23 protein-coding genes are annotated in these 19,763 nt (G+C 60.8%); 21 read left to right on the top strand and 2 right to left on the bottom strand.

Translation table 11 applies throughout. The annotated features are described in order from the left end of the window. Positions 1–142: 142 nt before the first annotated feature. Complete coding sequence (locus tag EYD00_RS10105) at positions 143–1,177, bottom strand: glutamine synthetase beta-grasp domain-containing protein (RefSeq protein ID WP_004443330.1); 1,035 nt, start codon at positions 1,175–1,177, stop codon at positions 143–145. A 481-nt stretch (positions 1,178–1,658) separates the two neighbouring features. Here EYD00_RS10105 and EYD00_RS10100 point away from each other — a divergent pair, with 481 nt between their 5' ends. From EYD00_RS10100 to aidB, 21 genes are all read left to right on the top strand, one after another. After that, on the top strand, positions 1,659–1,865 hold the full coding sequence (locus EYD00_RS10100; RefSeq protein WP_006700348.1) for a DUF2735 domain-containing protein: 207 nt from the start codon (positions 1,659–1,661) through the stop codon (positions 1,863–1,865). A 328-nt stretch (positions 1,866–2,193) separates the two neighbouring features. Then, positions 2,194–3,483 (top strand): urea ABC transporter substrate-binding protein, encoded by a 1,290-nt coding sequence (gene urtA / locus EYD00_RS10095; protein ID WP_004443324.1) that lies wholly within the window; start codon positions 2,194–2,196, stop codon positions 3,481–3,483. A gap of 275 nt (positions 3,484–3,758) precedes the next feature. Then, on the top strand, positions 3,759–5,372 hold the full coding sequence (gene urtB / locus EYD00_RS10085) for an urea ABC transporter permease subunit UrtB (RefSeq protein ID WP_004443321.1): 1,614 nt from the start codon (positions 3,759–3,761) through the stop codon (positions 5,370–5,372). Continuing rightward, positions 5,369–6,532 (top strand): urea ABC transporter permease subunit UrtC, encoded by a 1,164-nt coding sequence (gene urtC / locus EYD00_RS10080; protein WP_004443318.1) that lies wholly within the window; start codon positions 5,369–5,371, stop codon positions 6,530–6,532. Before urtB ends, urtC begins: the two co-directional genes overlap by 4 nt. Before the next feature lie 4 nt (positions 6,533–6,536). Next, positions 6,537–7,298, top strand: coding sequence for an urea ABC transporter ATP-binding protein UrtD (gene urtD, locus EYD00_RS10075; protein WP_004443315.1), 762 nt, complete (start codon positions 6,537–6,539; stop codon positions 7,296–7,298). A gap of 217 nt (positions 7,299–7,515) precedes the next feature. Next, positions 7,516–8,211: an urea ABC transporter ATP-binding subunit UrtE gene (gene urtE, locus EYD00_RS10065; protein ID WP_004443309.1), complete on the top strand. Its 696-nt coding sequence runs from the start codon at positions 7,516–7,518 to the stop codon at positions 8,209–8,211. Positions 8,212–8,464: 253 nt separating this feature from the next. After that, complete coding sequence (locus EYD00_RS10060) at positions 8,465–9,718, top strand: CE1 family esterase (RefSeq protein WP_004443307.1); 1,254 nt, start codon at positions 8,465–8,467, stop codon at positions 9,716–9,718. Continuing rightward, a complete protein-coding gene (locus EYD00_RS10055) occupies positions 9,625–10,476 on the top strand; it encodes an urease accessory protein UreD (RefSeq protein WP_034498717.1) in 852 nt (283 codons plus the stop codon). The genes EYD00_RS10060 and EYD00_RS10055 overlap by 94 nt, the downstream gene beginning before the upstream one ends. Before the next feature lie 107 nt (positions 10,477–10,583). Continuing rightward, on the top strand, positions 10,584–10,886 hold the full coding sequence (locus EYD00_RS10050) for an urease subunit gamma (protein WP_004443305.1): 303 nt from the start codon (positions 10,584–10,586) through the stop codon (positions 10,884–10,886). A gap of 8 nt (positions 10,887–10,894) precedes the next feature. Continuing rightward, positions 10,895–11,152: a DUF1272 domain-containing protein gene (locus EYD00_RS10045; protein WP_004443303.1), complete on the top strand. Its 258-nt coding sequence runs from the start codon at positions 10,895–10,897 to the stop codon at positions 11,150–11,152. A 20-nt stretch (positions 11,153–11,172) separates the two neighbouring features. Continuing rightward, positions 11,173–11,478 carry an urease subunit beta gene (locus tag EYD00_RS10040; RefSeq protein WP_004443301.1) on the top strand — a complete coding sequence of 102 codons (306 nt, stop codon included), beginning with the start codon at positions 11,173–11,175 and terminating at the stop codon, positions 11,476–11,478. 1 nt (position 11,479) lies between these two features. After that, a complete protein-coding gene (locus tag EYD00_RS10035; protein ID WP_004443300.1) occupies positions 11,480–11,836 on the top strand; it encodes a GFA family protein in 357 nt (118 codons plus the stop codon). Between the two features lie 3 nt (positions 11,837–11,839). Next, on the top strand, positions 11,840–12,259 hold the full coding sequence (locus tag EYD00_RS10030; RefSeq protein WP_004443299.1) for a lysozyme inhibitor LprI family protein: 420 nt from the start codon (positions 11,840–11,842) through the stop codon (positions 12,257–12,259). A gap of 4 nt (positions 12,260–12,263) precedes the next feature. After that, positions 12,264–12,908 (top strand): hypothetical protein, encoded by a 645-nt coding sequence (locus tag EYD00_RS10025; RefSeq protein WP_004443297.1) that lies wholly within the window; start codon positions 12,264–12,266, stop codon positions 12,906–12,908. 4 nt (positions 12,909–12,912) lie between these two features. Beyond that, entirely contained in the window at positions 12,913–14,622 is a 1,710-nt protein-coding gene (gene ureC, locus EYD00_RS10020) for an urease subunit alpha (protein WP_004443293.1), read from the top strand. Positions 14,623–14,634: 12 nt separating this feature from the next. Further along, positions 14,635–15,303, top strand: coding sequence for a TIGR02117 family protein (locus EYD00_RS10015; protein ID WP_004443291.1), 669 nt, complete (start codon positions 14,635–14,637; stop codon positions 15,301–15,303). 155 nt (positions 15,304–15,458) lie between these two features. Then, positions 15,459–15,995: a peroxiredoxin gene (locus tag EYD00_RS10010; protein ID WP_004443288.1), complete on the top strand. Its 537-nt coding sequence runs from the start codon at positions 15,459–15,461 to the stop codon at positions 15,993–15,995. Between the two features lie 150 nt (positions 15,996–16,145). Next, positions 16,146–16,643, top strand: coding sequence for an urease accessory protein UreE (gene ureE / locus EYD00_RS10005; protein WP_004443285.1), 498 nt, complete (start codon positions 16,146–16,148; stop codon positions 16,641–16,643). A gap of 3 nt (positions 16,644–16,646) precedes the next feature. After that, complete coding sequence (locus EYD00_RS10000) at positions 16,647–17,318, top strand: urease accessory protein UreF (protein ID WP_004443283.1); 672 nt, start codon at positions 16,647–16,649, stop codon at positions 17,316–17,318. A gap of 241 nt (positions 17,319–17,559) precedes the next feature. After that, positions 17,560–18,171 carry an urease accessory protein UreG gene (ureG, locus tag EYD00_RS09995; RefSeq protein ID WP_004443279.1) on the top strand — a complete coding sequence of 204 codons (612 nt, stop codon included), beginning with the start codon at positions 17,560–17,562 and terminating at the stop codon, positions 18,169–18,171. A gap of 3 nt (positions 18,172–18,174) precedes the next feature. After that, entirely contained in the window at positions 18,175–18,999 is an 825-nt protein-coding gene (gene aidB, locus EYD00_RS09990; protein WP_004443278.1) for an AidB family quorum-quenching N-acyl homoserine lactonase, read from the top strand. 68 nt (positions 19,000–19,067) lie between these two features. Here the strand turns inward: aidB and EYD00_RS09985 are convergent, their stop codons facing one another. Then, positions 19,068–19,757, bottom strand: a complete 690-nt coding sequence (locus tag EYD00_RS09985; protein WP_004443275.1) for a Crp/Fnr family transcriptional regulator — start codon at positions 19,755–19,757, stop codon at positions 19,068–19,070. Between the last annotated feature and the right edge of the window lie 6 nt (positions 19,758–19,763).

Here is a 19,763-nt window from a genome sequence, read left to right as displayed (position 1 = left end):
CCATCGCTCAAAACCACGCAGATGCCTGCGCCGGGATGACTATGCCGCATGTGGCGACGGGCGAAAGGTCACCTGTCCGCCTGGCCGTTCGGTGGACAGAAAAATGGCGTCGCCCGGTTCGGGCGACGCCATCAGTTCGATATCAGGCAGCAGCCGACTTTGCGAGCGGCACTTCCGCGATCGTCTTCAGAACGACGGAAGCGATCTGGTAAGGGCAGCCCTGCGAGTTCGGACGACGGTCTTCGAGGTAACCCTTGTAACCGTTGTTGACGAAGGAGTGCGGAACGCGGATCGACGCGCCACGGTCTGCCACGCCGTAGGAGAACTTGTTCCACGGAGCGGTTTCGTGCTTGCCGGTCAGGCGCAGGTGGTTGTCCGGACCGTATACGTCGATGTGCTCTTTCCAGTTCTTGGCAAAAGCGGCCATGAGGGCTTCGAAATAGTCCTTGCCGCCAACTTCACGCATGTACTTGGTGGAGAAGTTGCAGTGCATGCCCGAACCGTTCCAGTCGGTGTCGCCGAGCGGCTTGCAATGGAATTCGACGTCGATGCCATACTGTTCGCAAAGACGCAGCAGCAGGTAGCGAGCGATCCAGATCTGGTCGGCGGCGCGCTTGGAGCCCTTGCCGAAAATCTGGAATTCCCACTGGCCCTTGGCCACTTCGGCGTTGATGCCTTCGTGGTTGATGCCGGCTTCGAGGCAGAGATCAAGGTGCTCTTCAACGATTTCGCGGGCAACCGAACCGACGTTCTTGAAGCCGACGCCCGTGTAGTAAGGACCCTGCGGAGCGGGGTAGCCCTGTTCCGGGAAGCCGAGCGGGCGGCCGTCCTGGTAGAAGAAGTATTCCTGCTCGAAGCCGAACCATGCATCTTCGTCGTCGAGGATGGTTGCGCGGCTGTTCGACGGATGCGGGGTGACGCCATCGGGCATCATGACTTCGCACATGACGAGCGCACCGTTGGAGCGGGCCGGATCCGGGTAGATCGCGACGGGCTTCAGCACGCAATCGGAGGAGTGGCCTTCGGCCTGCTGCGTGGAGGAGCCATCAAAGCCCCAAAGCGGCAGCTGCTCGAGTGTCGGAAATTCATCGAATTCCTTGATCTGGGTCTTGCCGCGCAGGTTGGGGACCGGCTTGTATCCGTCCAGCCAGATGTACTCGAGTTTGAACTTAGTCATTACGAACCTCTCATAGGTAACAATGCGAAGCCTTGAGGCCTCCCGCGGCTTTCACCACCGGAAGCGCATTCGCGTTCAAGGGCTGACCCCTTAGATGCATGCCGCGTGCCAGATTCGCGATATCCCGCGATTTTTTCGAAAAATCTTTCAGGGGCCTTTGGCGCAGGGCCTCTGGATTTCCTGCAAAGGGGCTTCTGTTGCGACGCAGCAGGGTAAATCACCCCTCAAGTTTCATCATTGAATCCTGATAGATAGCTGGCGCCCGGCAGTCCCATGCGATGCTGCGATGCAGGAAATTCAATTGCGCGCGAGGGATTGGCATTTGCCCTAAAAACCAGCGCTTTCGGAATGGTTTTTCTTGTCGAAACCACTGTCTATGCCTATATTTTCCGCAACGTGATTTTTTTTTAATCAAAGGGAGCGAATCCGGCTTTCACGGGTTTGATTCCACGACCAAGTGCTTCGATGCAAACAGAGTGAGATGACCGAAATGGCGACTGGCTTTCATCGTGAGACGGCAACGATCTACCAATTCCCTGTTGGCGGGCGCGCTGGCGTCTCCAAGTTCCGCACCAATGGCTTGAGCGACCTCGAACGCGAGGCGAGAGAGCCGCATGTGGATTTCGGCTCCTGGTATCATGACGAGGCGATCCGGGACGAAGAGAGCGACCGCAAGCCGCATTCTTGATGTGAAACGTTGCCGCGCCTTTCTTCTCCCCGGTGGTGAGAAGGTGGCCGAAGGGTCGGACGAGGGGGCTAGCTCTCCGTATATCTCTGGCCTCACCCGCTCATCCGCTGCGCGGACTTCTCCCCGGCGGGGAGAAGAAACAAGCCGAGACCTCTCGGTCTACATAGGCCGCTCTGTCCGGTAGTCCCGTCCCCTGCACCTTTCGCCACCCCGACTACGTCAATTGACGTATACGGTTTCGCGCTTACGAGATCGATAGTCCCTCCAGCAGCGGCCGAAGATGCCGCTGAGCCTCCACGAGAGGCCAACAAGGAGAGGGGTCCTTCCGATGATGTTCCGCAAGACGCTCAGTGCCGCGCTGCTTGGCGCAATCCTGTCCACCACCGCCTTCCACGGCGCCTTCGCTGCCGATGACACGATTAAGGTCGGCGTGCTGCATTCTCTTTCCGGTACGATGGCCATTTCAGAAACCACGCTGAAAGACGCCATGCTGATGCTCATCGATGAGCAGAACAAGAAGGGCGGCGTGCTCGGCAAGAAGCTTGAAGCCGTCGTGGTCGATCCGGCCTCCGACTGGCCGCTTTTCGCCGAAAAAGCCCGCCAGCTGATTTCTCAGGACAAGGTCGCCGCCGTTTTCGGCTGCTGGACGTCCTCCTCGCGTAAATCCGTTCTGCCTGTTTTCGAAGAGCTGAACTCGATCCTGTTCTATCCGGTTCAGTATGAGGGTGAAGAATCCTCGCGCAACATCTTCTACACGGGTGCCGCCCCCAACCAGCAGGCCATTCCGGCCGTGGATTACCTTGCCAATACCGAGGGCGTCGAGCGCTGGGTTCTGGCCGGCACGGACTATGTCTATCCGCAGACCACCAACAAGATCCTGAAGGCCTACCTGATGTCGAAGGGCGTCAAGGAAGAGGACATCATGATCAACTACACGCCGTTCGGTCACTCCGACTGGCAGACGATCGTGTCCGACATCAAGAAATTCGGCTCGGCCGGCAAGAAGACCGCCGTTGTTTCCACCATCAATGGTGACGCCAACGTGCCCTTCTACAAGGAACTGGCCAACCAGGGCATCAAGGCCGAAGACATTCCGGTCGTCGCCTTCTCGGTGGGTGAAGAAGAGCTCGCCGGTCTCGATACCGCGCCGCTGGTCGGCCACCTTGCCGCCTGGAACTACTTCCAGTCCGTCGATGCGCCAGTCAATGCCGAGTTCATCAAGACCTGGCATGCCTTCACCAAGAACGACAAGCGCGTGACCAACGACCCGATGGAAGCCGCCTATATCGGTTTCAACGCCTGGGTTAAGGCCGTGGAATCCGCCGGCACGACCGATACGGACAAGGTTCTCGACTCGATCATCGGCGTTTCCGTGCCGAACCTCTCTGGCGGTTACTCCACCGTCATGCCGAACCACCACATCACCAAGCCGGTGCTGATCGGTGAAATCCAGGCCGACGGCCAGTTCGAAATCGTGCAGCAGACACCGCAGGTGGTGGGTGACGAATGGTCGGATTATCTGCCGGACTCGAAGGATCTGATCTCGGATTGGAGGAAGCCGATGTCCTGCGGCAACTTCAACGTGGCCACGGGCAAGTGCGGCGGCAAGGGTAGCTGATTAGCGGGGGCGCTGTGATGGGCCGCTCCCTTAGTGGGGGCGGTTTTATCATTGGAAACTGAACAAGCATGCCCCCCTCTGCCCTGCCGGGCATCTCCCCCACAGGTGGGGAGATCGGCAAGCGGCGAGGCCCCGCATTTCTCCTCCGTTGAGATGGGGCGATGCGAGCGCATCTTGCCGATCTCCCTCCTTGTGGGGGAGATGCCCGGCAGGGCAGAGGGGGGTAAGCCGCATACTCCTCGCCAAAAATACACCGCCGCTCCAAGGAACCCGACATGACGATCCGATCTTTTCTCGGAGCCATTCTCCTCTGGCTCACCATGGGGATCGCCGCCCAGTCCCTCGCGCAGAGCGACCCAAAGGCGCTGATCGACCAGCTCGGCACGGCTGATTTCAAGCAGGCCGAAGTGCTGATCGGGCAGATTGCCGCCACTGGCGATGCGCGCGTGGTGCCGGCGCTGGAGGCTTTTGCGGCGGGTGATCTCTACGTGCGCAAGTCAGACAATCTCGTCTTCATGACCAAGCCTGCAGGTTCCGATTTCACGCTGATCGACCCGCTGACGGGTGAAAGCGCCGGCTCGGCGCCGAAGGCGACCGTTACCAAGATCAGGGTGAACAATAATCTTCGCCGCGTCATCCGCGCCGCGATGGGCGGGCTGACGTTGCTCAGCCCGGAAAAATCCGTGCGGCTTGCAGCGGCTGACGCCGTCCTGAAAGCGCCAAGCGCCGAAAATCTCGAATTGCTGGAAGCGGCCATCGCCAAGGAAACCGATAATGAGGTGCGGACCCGGATGGAGGAGGCGCGGGCTGTCTCGCTGCTCTCCTCCGACCGCCCCCTTGAGGTGAAGAAAGAAGCGATCGCCACCATCAAGGCCCTTGGCGGGCGCGATGCGATCAGCATTCTGATGGCTGCGACGCCTTCGGTTGATCCGAGCCTGAAGCCGGATGTGGACGAGGCGATTTCCAGCATCGAGAGTTCCCTTGCCTTCTGGGATTACGCGCAGAATGTCTGGTACGGCCTGTCGCTCGGCTCTGTGCTGCTGCTCGCCGCCATCGGCCTTGCCATCACCTTTGGCGTCATGGGCATCATCAACATGGCGCACGGTGAAATGGTGATGATCGGCGCCTATTCCACCTTCATGGTGCAGGAGTTGATCCGCAGCCATTTCCCCGGCCTGTTCGACTGGTCACTGGCGATTGCCTTGCCGGCCGCCTTTCTGGTCACGGCCTGCGTCGGCCTCGTCATGGAACGCGGTGTCATCCGCTATCTCTATGGACGACCTCTGGAAACGCTGCTCGCCACCTGGGGCATCTCGCTGATCCTGCAACAGGGCGTGCGCTCCATCTTCGGCCCCACCAACCGGGAAGTCGGTAGCCCGAGCTGGATGTCCGGCTCCTTCAGTGTCGGTTACCTCAACTTCACCTGGAACCGGGTCTGGATCGTCTGTTTCTCGCTCTCCGTCTTCTTCGCGTTGCTGGTTCTCCTGAAGCGCTCCGCTTTCGGGTTGCAGATGCGCGCCGTCACCCAGAACCGCCGCATGGCTTCCTCCATGGGCATCCGCACGCCGTGGGTGGATGCCTTCACCTTCGCGCTCGGCTCGGGCGTTGCGGGCCTTGCCGGTGTGGCGCTGTCGCAGATCGATAACGTTTCGCCCAATCTCGGCCAGAGCTACATCATCGACAGTTTCATGGTCGTGGTGTTTGGCGGCGTCGGCAATCTCTGGGGAACGCTGGTCGGCGCCCTGTCGCTCGGTGTGCTCAACAAGTTCCTCGAGCCGACGGTGGGCGCCGTGCTCGGCAAGATCCTCGTGCTCGTCCTCATCATCCTGTTCATCCAGAAGCGGCCGCGCGGTCTCTTCGCACTCAAGGGAAGGGCGATCGAAGCATGATTACCGGCTTCCTCCTGCGCGCGCTCGATCGCCGCATTTCCATCGCCATCGGCATCATTCTCGCCATTGCCGTGCTGGTGCCCGCCTCCAACCTGCTGTTGCCTCAAGACAGCGCGTTCCGCATCCCGACCTATATCATGTCGATGCTCGGCAAATATCTGGCCTATGCGCTGCTGGCGCTCGCGCTTGATCTGGTCTGGGGTTATTGCGGCATTCTCTCGCTTGGCCACGCCGCCTTCTTTGCGCTCGGCGGTTATGCCATGGGCATGTATCTGATGCGGCAGATCGGCACGCGCGGGGTCTATGGCCATCCGGTGCTGCCTGATTTCATGGTGTTCCTCAACTGGAAGGAATTGCCGTGGTTCTGGCACGGCTTCGACATGTTCTGGTTTGCGGCGCTGATGGTGCTCGTCGTGCCGGGGCTGCTCGCCTTCGTCTTCGGCTGGTTCGCTTTCCGCTCGCGCGTCAATGGCGTTTATCTCTCGATCATTACCCAGGCGATGACCTATGCGCTGCTGCTTGCCTTCTTCCGCAACGACATGGGTTTCGGCGGCAATAATGGCCTCACCGATTTCAAGGATATTCTTGGGTATTCCGTGCAGGCGGATGGCACCCGCGCCGTGCTGTTTGCCATGACGGCCGTGATGCTGGCGCTCTCGCTTTTGATCGCGTCGGGCATCGTCAATTCCAAGTTCGGCAAGGTGCTGGTGGGTGTGCGGGATGCCGAAAGCCGGGTGCGCTTTCTCGGTTTTAGGGTGGAAAACATCAAGCTCTTTACCTTCGTCGTTTCGGCGATGATGGCGGGGATTGCCGGTGCCCTGTTCGTGCCGCAGGTGGGCATCATCAATCCCGGCGAATTTTCGCCTGCCAACTCCATCGAAGTGGTGGTGTGGACGGCTGTCGGCGGGCGCGGCACGCTGGTCGGGCCGATCATCGGCGCGGTGCTGGTCAATGGCGGCAAGAGCTATTTCACTGGCGCGTTCCCGGAATTCTGGCTGTTTGCGCTCGGCGGGCTTTTCATCGCGGTGACGCTGTTCTTCCCCAAGGGCATCGTCGGCACCGTGCAGCATTATCTGGCCGGGCGGCGGGAAAAGCGGGTTGCAAGCGCGGCGCGTGAGGCTGGCAACGACAGCGCGGTTGCGCAACAGGCGGCGGAGTAAGCCCATGAACACGGTTTCCGAAAACAGAGCGAAAAGCCTGCTTTATCTCGACGGCGTCTCCGTTTCCTTCGATGGTTTCCGGGCGCTGAATTCCCTCTCCTTCGTGGTGGAGCCGGGCGAACTTCGCGCCATCATCGGCCCGAATGGTGCTGGCAAAACGACGATGATGGATATCATCACCGGCAAGACGCGGCCGGATACCGGCACGGTACTCTTTGAAGACAGCATCGACCTTACCAAAAAGGACGAGGCCGACATCGCCCAGCTTGGTATCGGCCGAAAATTCCAGAAACCGACGGTGTTTGAAAGCCATACTGTGTGGGACAATCTGGAACTGGCGCTGAACCGCAAGCGCGGCGTGTTCGCAACCCTGTTCTACCGGCTGACGGAGGAAGACAAGGCGCGCATCGAGGAAATCCTCGCCACCGTGCGGCTTGGCCACCGCCGGGGTGACCTTGCCGCCAATCTCTCGCATGGGCAGAAACAGTGGCTGGAGATTGGCATGCTGCTGGCGCAGGAGCCGAAGCTTCTCTTGGTGGATGAGCCGGTGGCGGGCATGACGGATGCGGAGACCGCTGAAACCGCGGTGCTCCTGAAGGAAATCGCCAAGACGCGTTCGGTGGTGGTGGTTGAGCACGATATGGGCTTCATCCGCGAGCTGGGGGTGAAGGTGACGTGCCTTGCGGAAGGTTCGGTGCTGGCTGAGGGGTCGATCGACTTCGTGTCGAGCGATCCTAAGGTGATCGAGAATTATCTGGGGCGGTGATGGTGGTGTTTGCGTTTGCCGTGACCGTACCCCCCTCTGCCCTGCCGGGCATCTCCCCCTCAAGGGGGGAGATCAGATGCCGCCCTCGCTCGTTCCTGTGCCACGATGCTATGGGGAAGAGTGTTCGCGACTTGCCAATCTCCCCCCTTGAGGGGGAGATGCCCGGCAGGGCAGAGGGGGGTAGCGCCGCCCACCATACCGTCATTGGAGTTTCACCATGCTGACAGTCGACAACATCAACCTCCATTACGGCGCAGCGCAGGCGCTGCGCGGCGTGTCGCTGAAGGCCGAGATGGGGAAGATCACCTGCGTTCTCGGCCGCAACGGCGTCGGCAAAAGTTCGCTGCTGCGGGCCGTGACCGGCCAGCAGGCCACCAGCGCCGGCACGATCCGTTTCGGCGATGCGGCGCTGGACGGGCTGGCACCTTACCAGCGGGCAAAACGCGGCGTCGGTTACGTGCCGCAGGGGCGCGAGATTTTTCCGCTGCTCAGCGTGCAGGAAAATCTGGAGAGCGGTTATGCGCCGCTGTCGCGCAAGGAGCGGTTCATCCCGGATGATATTTTCAGCCTGTTTCCCGTGCTGCAGACCATGCTGTCACGCCGCGGCGGCGATCTCTCCGGCGGGCAGCAGCAGCAGCTTGCCATCGGCCGGGCGCTGGTCACGCGGCCGAAAATCCTCGTTCTCGACGAACCGACCGAGGGCATCCAGCCGTCGATCATCAAGGATATCGGCCGGGCCATCAAATATCTGCGCGATTCCACCGGCATGGCGATCCTGCTGGTCGAGCAATATCTGGATTTCTGCCGTGAGCTTGCCGATTACGTCTACATCATGGACCGAGGTGAAATCGTGCATCAAGGCCTCGCTGAAACGCTGGATATGCCGGAAGCGAGGCGGCATCTGACAGTATAAACCGAGACCAAAGCCTGTGCGCGCCGATCACGGCGTGCAAACGGGCGATTAATATTTTGAAAGCCTATGCGCCTCGACATGGCTTTCATGCGTAATTTTAGCATTTCATTGAATAACCGCCTGTGATATTGGCAGCGAAAATGCTGCATGCGAGACACAGGAAAAGTCTATTCGCACGCCGCGACAGTTGATCCCTTACATTCCACGCACGTCCGACGTATTGTCGGAAAACTGTGCCAATAAAGGCGTGTCAATGATTCAAGACTTTGCAGTGGGCCGGGCCTCCCGGTTGGTTCGTTCCGCACGCAGCCTGCTTCTTGGGCTGGCGATCAGCGCAGGCGCAGGAGCCGCAGCGTCGGCATCGACCTGCGGTCAGGGTATTGGCCCCGGCATGGAACCGGGTCGGCATGATTTTTCCATTCTCTCTAACGGGCAGAAACGCGACGGCGTCTATTTTGTTCCATCCGCCTATGATGGAAATAAGCCCCTGCCTGTCGTATTCGATTTCCACGGCTCCAATAGCAACCCGCACGGCCAGCTGAACCGCAGCGGCTGGGACAAGCTTGCCGAGCGTGATGGTCTTGTGGTCGTCGCGCTGGCGGGCAGTTTAAACGGCGAATTGCCGGGCACCCATGCCTGGAATGTTCCCGGTGTTACAACACGCCCCGGCGGGCTGGATGAGGTGAGCTTCATTCATGAAGCGATTGCCATGGTGAAGGGCAAGTTCTGCGTCGATGAGGAACGTTTTTACGGTTCCGGTTATTCCGGCGGCGGGCGCATGCTGTCGCAATTCATCTGCACCGGAGCCAAGGATTTTAATGCCGCCGGTTTTGTCGCGTCGTTGCGCGCGGGTTATCCGCTGGAGACCGAAGGCAAATGGGCACCGGATGCGGCAAGCTGCACACCAGCGCGGCCGATGTCGATCATCGCCTTCGCCGGGCTGAAGGATCCAGCCAACCCCTATCAGGGCGGCGGCAAATCCTACTGGCAATATAGCGGCGAGACGGCGCTGAAGCGCTGGGCCGAAATGGATGGTTGCAAGGGCGCCGCCAAAAGCAAGGTGGGCGAGAGCTTCACCGTCAATTCTTACGATGTCTGCAAGGCAGGCGCACGCATCCAGTCCTATGTCATCGAGAACTGGGACCATGCCTGGCCGCGCGCCACCATGAAGGCCGAGGTTCTGGCCGCAAACGCCGTTGTTACCCGCAAGCCGGGCGGTGAGCAGACACCGAAGGCGGAGCCCGCCGTGGAGCGCAAGATGCCCACAGGCGAAGTGACGCGGACTGTTGATGCAGCCGAGAGAATGTGGGATTTCTTCCGAAACACGGAAGGTCAGCTTGTCGTGGACGCCGTCGTCAAGAAGGATTGCGTCGCCAAGGCCAATCCCGCTTCCGCAACCGCTTCGGAGACCGCGTGCAGCAGCAACAGCAAGCCATCAGCCCTTCCGGTTGCGAAGACGCTCAACCTGTCCGGCAACAGCGCGCCCGTGGCAGAGGACGCATTGTAACCAAGGCAGTTGAAGGGCGCAGCCGGCTGGACGAATTGTTTCAGGAGGGCTGCGCCAAGATCCGTCTTCCGGAAACCTACTCGAACGAAGCAGAAGCCATTCTCATCAATTCCTCCGGTGGTTTGACCGGCGGAGACGAACTTGAATGGCAGGCAGTCGCCGGCGCCGGTACCTCGCTTGTGGTCACCACGCAGGCCTGCGAGAAGGTCTACAAGGCGTCGTCCGGCACCGCCACCGTGACCGCGCGTGTTTCCGCCGGGCCGGGTGCGAAGCTGCACTGGCTGCCGCAGGAAACGATCCTCTTCGACCGGGCGTCGCTGACGCGAAGGCTGGAAGCCGATCTTGACCAGTCCTCAGAATTCATCGCAGTCGAAGCCGTGCTGCTTGGCCGCCAGGCCATGGGCGAGGTGATGACGCACGGGCTTTTCCGCGACCGCTGGCGCATTCGCCACGGCGGCAAGCTGGTGCATGCCGAAGAACTTCTGCTTGCGGGCGAGGTGGCGGCGCTGACCGCGAAACCGGCGGTTCTGGCCGGGCAGGTTGCCTTTGCCACGCTGCTTTACATCGGGCCTCTGGCCGAGGCGCTTCTGCCTAAAATCCGGGCGATTGCCGGGGAAAGCGGCGGTGCCAGCGAGTGGCAGGGCAAGCTCGTCGTGCGCGTGTCCGCCGCTGATGGTTTCTCCTTGAGAAAATTGCTTTTTCCGATCATTTCGCTCTTGCGAAACGGCGCGCCAGTGCCGAAAGTCTGGAATCTGTAAACCCCTCGGATCGTCTCGTGACAGGCGTTCTTCGGGGTCTGTCAAATGTCGGATCTGGTTTCCAGCAAACCTCGTTTGTGGAGCAGATGCCAAGCCGTGGGACGACGATGAACCTTAGCCCAAGAGAAAAAGACAAGCTGCTGATTTCCATGGCCGCCATGGTGGCGCGCCGCCGGCTGGAACGCGGCGTCAAGCTGAACTATCCCGAAGCGATTGCGCTGATTACCGATTTCGTGGTGGAGGGCGCACGCGATGGCCGCGCCGTGGCCGACCTGATGGAGGCGGGCGCGCATGTCATTTCCCGTGATCAGGTAATGGACGGCATTGCCGAGATGATCCACGATGTGCAGGTGGAAGCGACCTTCCCTGATGGCACCAAGCTGGTGACCGTTCACGAACCGATCCGGTGAGGTGACGTATGGCGCTGGAACTTCGGCCCAATTGCGAATGCTGCGACCGTGATCTAGCGCCCGACAGCGGGGACGCGATGATCTGCTCGTTCGAATGCACTTTCTGCGCTGATTGCGTGACCGGCGTGCTCAAGGGCGCGTGCCCGAATTGCGGTGGCGAACTGGTGCGAAGGCCCGTCCGCCCGGCGGGAAAGCTCATCAATAACCCGGCATCCACACAACGGGTGCTGAAGGCGGAAGGCTGCGCGGCAGCCACGGCCGCATAAGAACGATAAGGGGAACACCGATGAAACCAGGCGAAATCATTGCCGCCGAAGGCACCATCGAACTCAATGCCGGTCAGCCGACCGTGACGATCGAAGTGGCCAATTCGGGCGACCGGCCGGTGCAGGTGGGCAGCCACTACCATTTCTTCGAGACCAATGCGGGTCTCCTTTTCGATCGCGAAAAGGCGCGCGGCATGCGTCTCGATATTCCGGCCGGCACGGCGGTGCGTTTCGAGCCTGGCCAGAAGCGGGAAGTGACGCTGGTGCCGCTTTCCGGCAAGCGGGAGGTTTATGGTTTCCGTCAACAGGTCATGGGGAGGTTATGAAATGGCGACGGCGCATTATCATGGAAGCTGCCAGTGCGGCAGCGTCAGCTTCGAGGTCGATGCCGATCTCGATCACACTGTTGTCTGCAATTGTTCGCGGTGCAAACGGCTGGGCTCCACGCTCGCCTTCGCGCCACGTGACAAGTTCACGTTGCTTTCCGGCGAGGGCACGCTGAGGGAATATCTCTTCAACAAACACAGGATCCATCATTTTTTCTGCTCCACCTGCGGCATTGAAAGCTTTGCCTATGCCGACGGGCCTGACGGTACGCCGATGGTGGCGGTCAATGCCAATTGTCTCGATGGCGTCGATCCGCGGGCGCTGAAGCCGCAGGCTTATGACGGCGCGGCGGCCTGAGCGATGGCGATCAGCAAAAACAACCTCGTCACGGCCGTCGTCTTCTGCGTGACGGCAGGTCTCTCGGCGTCGGCCGCAGCGCAGACTGAGCCAAACTGCAAGGAACCGCAGACGCAGGCGGACATGACGATTTGCGCCGGCAAGGATTACGAAAAGGCCGACAAAGAGCTCAATGTCGCTTATCAGAAGCTGCGCAAGCTGCTCATCGAACGTGACAAGGCGGCGGATGCGGATGGAAAGGGTGCAACCGATGCGCTGGTGACAGCTCAGCGCGCATGGGTGGCGTTCCGTGACGCCAATTGCGCACTTGCCGGTTTTCAGGCGCGTGGCGGCTCAATGGAGCCGATGCTGATCTCTTCCTGCCTGGCCGAGACGAGCGGCAAGCGGGCGGAAGAACTGCGCCAACTCTCGGAAGGTTTCTGAACCCATGGGGCGGCGGATCACGATCGTCGGAAACGGGGAGCTGCCGCCAGGCGCGGCCCTGCTTATCGACCGGTCGGATATCGTCGTCCGTTTTAATGATTGCCGGTCTCTTGGGCTGGGCGGTACGCGCACCGATGTGGTGGCCGTGTGCAACACCGGGCGGCCGGGCCGTGAGATGACGGAGGGAAGCGAATGGCGCGAGAGCCATGGTGTGCGCCAAGCCGCCGCTATCTGGTCGGTGCGCGATCCTGCGAAATTTGCCGAAATGGAACCCGGCATCCGCGCAGCCTGGCCAGAACTCACTGATTTCTGCGCCGATTATACCGGCGAATTCGCGGCCATCGCGCGAGCTGGCGGCAAGAGCCATGTCGTTATTTCCCGCGGTGTGCATGAGAGGCTCGATACGGCGCTCGAAGCCTATAAGCCCGCACCATACGTCTGCCCCAGCACCGGGCTCGTTGCCATTGCCCATGTTCTTGAAAATGTCAGCGGCGATGATGACGAGGTGACGATTGCCGGTTTCAGCCACCAGGGCTGGAGCGGCCATCCCTTTACCGCCGAACAACAGCTGGTCGATGCCCTTGCGGGAACGGGCCGGCTGACACGATTTTCCCCCACATCGATTTTCTCCGCGTCCGAAGGAGCCTGAACCCATGCCATACAAGATTTCCCGCGCCGCCTATGCCGGCATGTTCGGCCCGACCGTTGGCGACAAGGTGCGTCTTGCTGATACCGAACTCTTCATCGAGATCGAGAAGGACCACACGACCTATGGCGAGGAAGTGAAATTCGGGGGTGGCAAGGTCATTCGCGACGGCATGGGCCAGAGCCAGGCGACGCGGGCAGAGGGCGCTGTCGATACCGTCATCACCAATGCCGTCATCGTTGACCATAGCGGCATCTACAAGGCAGATGTGGGCCTGAAGAACGGCCGAATCCACGCCATCGGCAAGGCGGGCAACCCCGATACGCAGCCGGGTGTCACGATCATCGTCGGCCCCTCGACGGAAGCGATTGCCGGCGAAGGCAAGATCCTGACGGCCGGCGGCATGGATGCGCATATCCACTACATCTGCCCGCAGCAGATCGAGGAAGCGCTGATGAGTGGTGTGACCTGCATGCTTGGCGGTGGCTCCGGCCCGGCGCACGGCACGCTTGCCACCACCTGCACCGGCGCATGGCATATCGAGCGGATGATCGAAAGCTTCGATGCTTTCCCGATGAACCTCGCGCTTGCGGGCAAGGGCAATGCCTCTCTGCCGGCTCCGCTGGAGGAAATGATCCTCGCCGGTGCCTCCTCGCTGAAGCTGCATGAGGACTGGGGCACGACGCCCGCCGCCATCGACAATTGCCTGACGGTGGCCGACGAATATGACGTGCAGGTGATGATCCATACCGACACGCTGAACGAGAGCGGTTTCGTGGAAGACACGGTCGCCGCTATCCGGGGCCGCACCATCCACGCTTTCCACACCGAAGGGGCGGGCGGTGGCCACGCGCCTGACATCATCAAGGTCTGCGGCAATCCCAACGTCATTCCGTCCTCGACCAACCCGACGCGGCCTTACACCGTCAATACGCTGGCGGAACATCTCGACATGCTGATGGTATGCCACCACCTGTCGCCGTCCATCCCCGAAGATATCGCCTTTGCCGAAAGCCGCATCCGCAAGGAAACCATTGCGGCGGAGGATATTCTCCACGATATCGGCGCGTTTTCGATCATTTCCTCCGATAGTCAGGCCATGGGCCGTGTCGGCGAGGTGGCGATCCGCACCTGGCAGACCGCTGACAAGATGAAGCGCCAGCGTGGCCGCCTGAAGGAAGAGACCGGCGAAAACGACAATTTCCGTGTTCGTCGTTACATCGCCAAATATACCATCAACCCGGCCATCGCCCAGGGTGTCAGCCACGAGATCGGCTCCATCGAAGTCGGCAAGCGTGCCGATCTGGTTCTTTGGAACCCGGCGTTTTTCGGCGTGAAGCCGGAAATGGTGCTGCTGGGCGGCTCGATCGCTGCCGCGCCGATGGGCGATCCGAATGCCTCCATCCCCACGCCGCAGCCGATGCATTACCGGCCGATGTTTGCCGCCTATGGCAAGCTGCGCACCAATTCCTCGGTGACCTTTGTCTCGCAGGCGTCGCTGGATGCCGGCCTTGCCCAGCGCCTTGGCGTCGCGAAGAAGCTGCTGCCGGTGAAGAATGTGCGCGGCGGCATTTCCAAGGCCTCGATGATCCACAATTCGCTGACGCCGCATATCGAGGTTGACCCCGAGACCTATGAAGTACGTGCGGATGGCGAGCTCCTGACCTGTGAACCGGCGACCGTGCTGCCGATGGCGCAGCGTTATTTCCTGTTCTGACGGCAGGCGCTCTTGAGACGCCTCACACGATGGATCGGCGGCGGCCTGCTGCTGCTCCTCCTGCTTCTTGTGCTGGGCACGGTTGCGCCGCGCCCGTTTTTCGCCGAGCAGGTGGGTGAAGGCGAAAAGAGCAGGGAAATCCTGCTCTTATCCAACCCGATCCACACCGATATCGCCCTGCCGGTTGATGACGATCTGCGGCGGGTCTTTGCCGCGTTGCAGGAGGGTGGGATCGCGGTCAATCATCCAGCTGCGGCCTATCTGGTGTTCGGCTGGGGCGGCCGCTCGTTTTACATTCAGACGCCCACCTGGGCCGATTTGAAACCGATGCCGGTTCTGCGCTCTTTCACGCTGGACAGCTCCGTCATGCATGTGGATGTGACAGGTGATTTTCCCGCTGATCTCGCCGGAGTGAAACGGCTTCGAATTTCCGAAGCGGGTTATCAGCGTCTCGTCGCGGGCATCCGGGCGAGTTTTGCCGGAAACGATGACGGTGTCAGGCCGGTACCCGGTGCTGGCTACGGCCTGACGGACGCTTTTTTCGAGGCGAATGGCCAGTTCAATGCGTTCGCCGGCTGTAACACGTGGTCAGCCGCGATGTTGCGGGAAGCGGGCGTTCAAACCGGTTGGTGGACGCCCTTGCCGCCGCTGTTGCGCTGGTCGATAGACCTGCACAATTGATCCCCAATTCCGTGCGGCATTTCGCGCATTTGGTGGCTGGAATCCCATTTTTATGCTGCACCGCAGCGCGTCTTGCGCTATGGAAACGGCAAAAGAATTCCGCGCGGATCGATCCCAAGCGATGCCTCGCAAAACGCCAGAACAGGAGACAAGACATGCTCGGCAAAAAAGTGCCCGCCGTAACCTTCCGCACGCGCGTTCGCGATGAGGCCGTTGGCGGCCCGAACCCCTTCCGTTGGCAGGACATGACCTCCGACGATTATTTCAAGGGCAAGAAGGTCGTCCTCTTTTCGCTGCCCGGCGCTTTCACGCCGACATGCTCGACCTACCAGCTTCCTGATTTCGAAAAACTCGCAGCCGAGTTCCGTGCGCTCGGCGTTGATGAAATCTATTGCCTGTCGGTCAATGATGCTTTCGTCATGAACGCCTGGGCCAAGGGTCAGAACCTCGAAAACGTCAAGGTCATTCCTGACGGTTCGGGCGAGTTCACCCGCAAGATGGGCATGCTGGTCGCCAAGGACAATCTCGGCTTCGGCATGCGCTCCTGGCGTTACGCCGCCGTCATCAACGATGGCGTCGTCGAGCAGTGGTTCGAGGAAGAGGGCTATTCGGACAATTGCGATAGCGACCCCTACGGCGTTTCCTCGCCGCAGAACATTCTGGAAAACCTGAAAAGCCGCGCTGCGGCCTGATTTTGGTTTTGTTGTTTGAGAAAGGCCCGGCAGCGATGCCGGGCTTTTTGTTTTCCGAGGCATTGCCGCCCTGAAAACACACCTTGAAATCCCCCCGCCTATCCGTCAAAAATCAGACCCCCAAAGACTGTTTCTGAAACGGATCATCCCATGCTGCGCGTCACCTCCTATCACCCGGCCGGAACCCCTGCCGACGAGCCCTCCGGCTATGTCACGCTGGCGCATGACCAGCGGCATCTGCGCCGCAAGCTTCTGCATCTGCAGAATGACGAGATGGTGATGCTGGACCTGAAGGAAGCCGTGCTGTTTGCTCATGGCGACCTTTTGGTGGTCGAAAACGGCGATCTGATCGAGGTTCGTGCGGCGGATGAAAAGCTGTTCGAAATCAAGGCAAAGGACCGCCTTCACCTGATCGAGCTCGCCTGGCATCTGGGCAACCGGCATCTTTCGGCGCAGATCGAGGAGGAGCGTATTCTCATCCTGCGTGACCATGTCATTCGCGCCATGCTGGAAGGTCTGGGCGCCACAGTGCGCGAGGTGGAAGAGCCGTTTCAGCCGGCGCGCGGCGCTTATCACGCCCATGGCGGCCACTCGCATGGCCATGATCACGGGCACGGGCATGGCCACCACCATCATGATCACGGCTGAGGCGTGAGCGGGGAAAGCGGCGTCGCCGCGCTGCTGCGCCTGATGGCCTGGATGTCGCCGGCGTTTCCTGTCGGCGGCTTTTCCTATTCGGGCGGGCTGGAAAAGGCGGTGGAGGACGGGCGTGTGCGTGATGCCGCCGAGTTGAGCGGCTGGGTGGAAACGCTGCTGCACCACGGCAGCCTGTGGAACGACGCGGTTTTTCTGGCAGATGCCTGGCGATGCTCGCAGGATGCCGCAGCACTCGGCGAAACCGCTGATCTTGGCCGCGCGCTCGCCGGTTCGGCGGAGCGTTATCGGGAGACAGTGCTTCTGGGGGACGCCTTCGTTTCCGCCGCCAGCGCCTGGCCGCACGAGGTTCTGGAGCTGTTGCCGAAAGAGGCTCCCTATCCCGTCGCCATAGGCGCTGTGGCCGCTGGCCACAGCGTGCCGCTGCGCGAGACGCTTGCCGCCTTTCTGCATGCAGGTGTTTCACAGATCGTTTCTGCCGGTATCCGTCTCAGCGTCGCGGGCCAGAAAGATGGCGTTGCCATTCTGGCTGCAAGCGAGGCGGGGATTGCCGAGGTGGCGGCACGGGCCGTCCAGTCCACGCTTGATGACCTCGGCAGCGCCACGATCATCGCCGATACGGCGGCGATGCGTCATGAAACACAGGGGACCCGGCTTTTCCGGTCGTGAAAGCGACGGGAGCGAGCGCGTGCCACTTGTTTGTTCTCCCCGCCGAGGAGAAGGTCGCGGCAGCGGGATGAGGGGGCTCCGGTAGAGATATCCGGAGAGCTAGACCCCTCATCCGACCCTTCAGGCCACCTTCTCCCCGGCGGGGAGAAGAAACAAGTGGCACGATCCTTGCGTATATTTGAGCTGTAATTTGAGTGGTTGTCGTAAGATTGGACCACAGCATAGTGAAGGGAACAGAGTGATGAAATCGGGTAATGGTCCGCTGCGCGTTGGGATTGGCGGGCCGGTGGGTTCCGGCAAGACGGCGCTGACGGAAAAGCTCTGCAAGGCGATGAGCGCCGATTATTCGGTCGCCGTCGTCACCAATGATATCTATACCAAGGAAGATGCCGAGGCACTGGTGCGCATGCAGGCGCTGCCTTCCGAAAGGATCGTCGGGGTGGAGACGGGCGGTTGCCCGCATACGGCCATTCGCGAAGATGCCACGATCAATCTGCAGGCGATTGCCGGGCTCAACCAGCGCTTTCCCGATCTCGACGTGGTTTTCATCGAATCCGGTGGCGATAACCTCGCGGCGACCTTTTCGCCTGATCTTGCCGATATCACCATCTATGTGATTTCCGTCTGCCAGGGCGAGGAAATTCCCCGTAAGGGCGGGCCGGGCATCACCCGTTCGGACCTGCTCGTCATCAACAAGAAGGACCTTGCGCCTTATGTTGGCGCGGATCTGACTGTCATGGACAGCGATGCGACGCGCATGCGCAACGCCATGCCCTTTGTTTTTACCGACATGAAACGGGGCGATGGCGTGGACCGCATCGTCGGTTTCCTGAAAGAGCAGGGCGGTCTCTGAATAATGACGATGCCCCGCCGTTTCGGCGCTTACGAAGTTTCCCGTTTTGTCGACGGTGTCTACAAGGCACCGGTCAGCCATCTCATTCACCGCCAGGGTGCCGAAGCGCTGGCTGCGGCCTTTGCCGGCCATCACGGCGAAACAGTGGATATGGACGTCAACTGCTTCACGCTTTCGGGACCTGAGGGCATCTGGCTGATCGATGCAGGCTGCGGCACGGCCTGGGGCGAGGCCTATGGCCATGCCCGTGCGGCTATGATTGCCGCCGGTATCCAGCCCGATGATGTCAGCCGTGTCATCCTCACCCATATTCATGGCGACCACGCGCTGGGCCTCATCGATGGCGACCGGCCTTATTTTCCCAAGGCGGAGATATGGGTGCCGGAGGCCGATCTTGCCTTTTTCACCGATGCAGAGGCGCGAGAGGCATTGCCACCCGCCCGGCAGGGCGGTTTCGATCTGGCTGCCCGCCTGATCGATATTTGCGGCGCGATGTTGCGGCCGATCTCGGTGGGGACGGTTGCCGAGGACATAGAGGCAATCGCGGTGCCCGGTCATACGCCCGGACAGATGGCTTACCTCATAGGAAGAGACGATAAGCGGTTGATGTTATGGGGCGATGTGCTGCATGTCGGGGACATGCAGGCGGCCGATCCCGGAATTGCTTTTGTCTATGATATCGATTCCGAACTCGCCCACGCGACGCGTCTCGAAGCGTTGTCGGCGGCGGCTGACCATGGTTGGCTGGTGTCCGGCGGCCATCTCGGCGGCTTTTTTACGGTCGAGCGGCGGGGCGACAGTTTCGGTTTTATACCGCAGCCTGGATGACTTCCGTGCAATACCCCGAAGGGCGGAATGCCTGATGGCCTCCCGCCCTTCGTCCTCTCCCCGTATTTTCAGATCTGTTTCAGCGCCGCCACGTCATTGACCTGGACGATGCGACCGCGCACCGTGACGCCGGACTTTTTCAGGGTGGAGAAAGCGCGGGAGAGGGCCTCCGGCGCAAGGCCGAGCTTACCGGCGAGCAGGCTTTTCTGGAACGGCAACCGCAGCGAGAAGGATGTCGCGTCGCGCGGGCCCTGATTGATGAGGTAATGGGCGACACGCTGCGGTGCCGTCTGCAGGCGGTCATTGGCAACGCAGTCCATGGCGGCCAGCAGGCTGTTGGACAGGCAGCGCATGACGGCCTTGGCGATGGCCGGTTCCTGATCGATCAGGCTGCGCAGCCTGGTGAGTTCGAAACGCGCCACGGTGCAGCTTTCCGCCGCCTGCGCGCTGTAACGATAGGTGTCGCTACCGAAGATCAGGCATTCATTGAAGGTATCGCCGGGGCCGCTGACGCGCACGTCCGCTTCGCGCCCGTGCCTGTCCAGCCGGTAGAGCCTGACATAACCCGACAGCACGCAATAGAAATGCTGGGCCAGTTCGCCTTCCTTAAAAAGCACATGGCGGGCATTCACATTGGCAATGGTCGCCGCCTCCATCAGCTTCAGCGCCACCGCGTCATCCGCGATCCCGATCAAGGGCGCACGCAGCAGAATGTTCCTGTCCCTGTTGCTCAGCTTCACGGTCTTGTTCACGTCCATTCGGCT

Source organism: Agrobacterium sp. 33MFTa1.1, from assembly GCF_004328495.1.
GTDB classification, from domain to species: domain Bacteria; phylum Pseudomonadota; class Alphaproteobacteria; order Rhizobiales; family Rhizobiaceae; genus Agrobacterium; species Agrobacterium pusense.
Note: the sequence above shows the minus strand (reverse complement) of the source record. Positions and strands in the feature narration are given on the sequence as shown.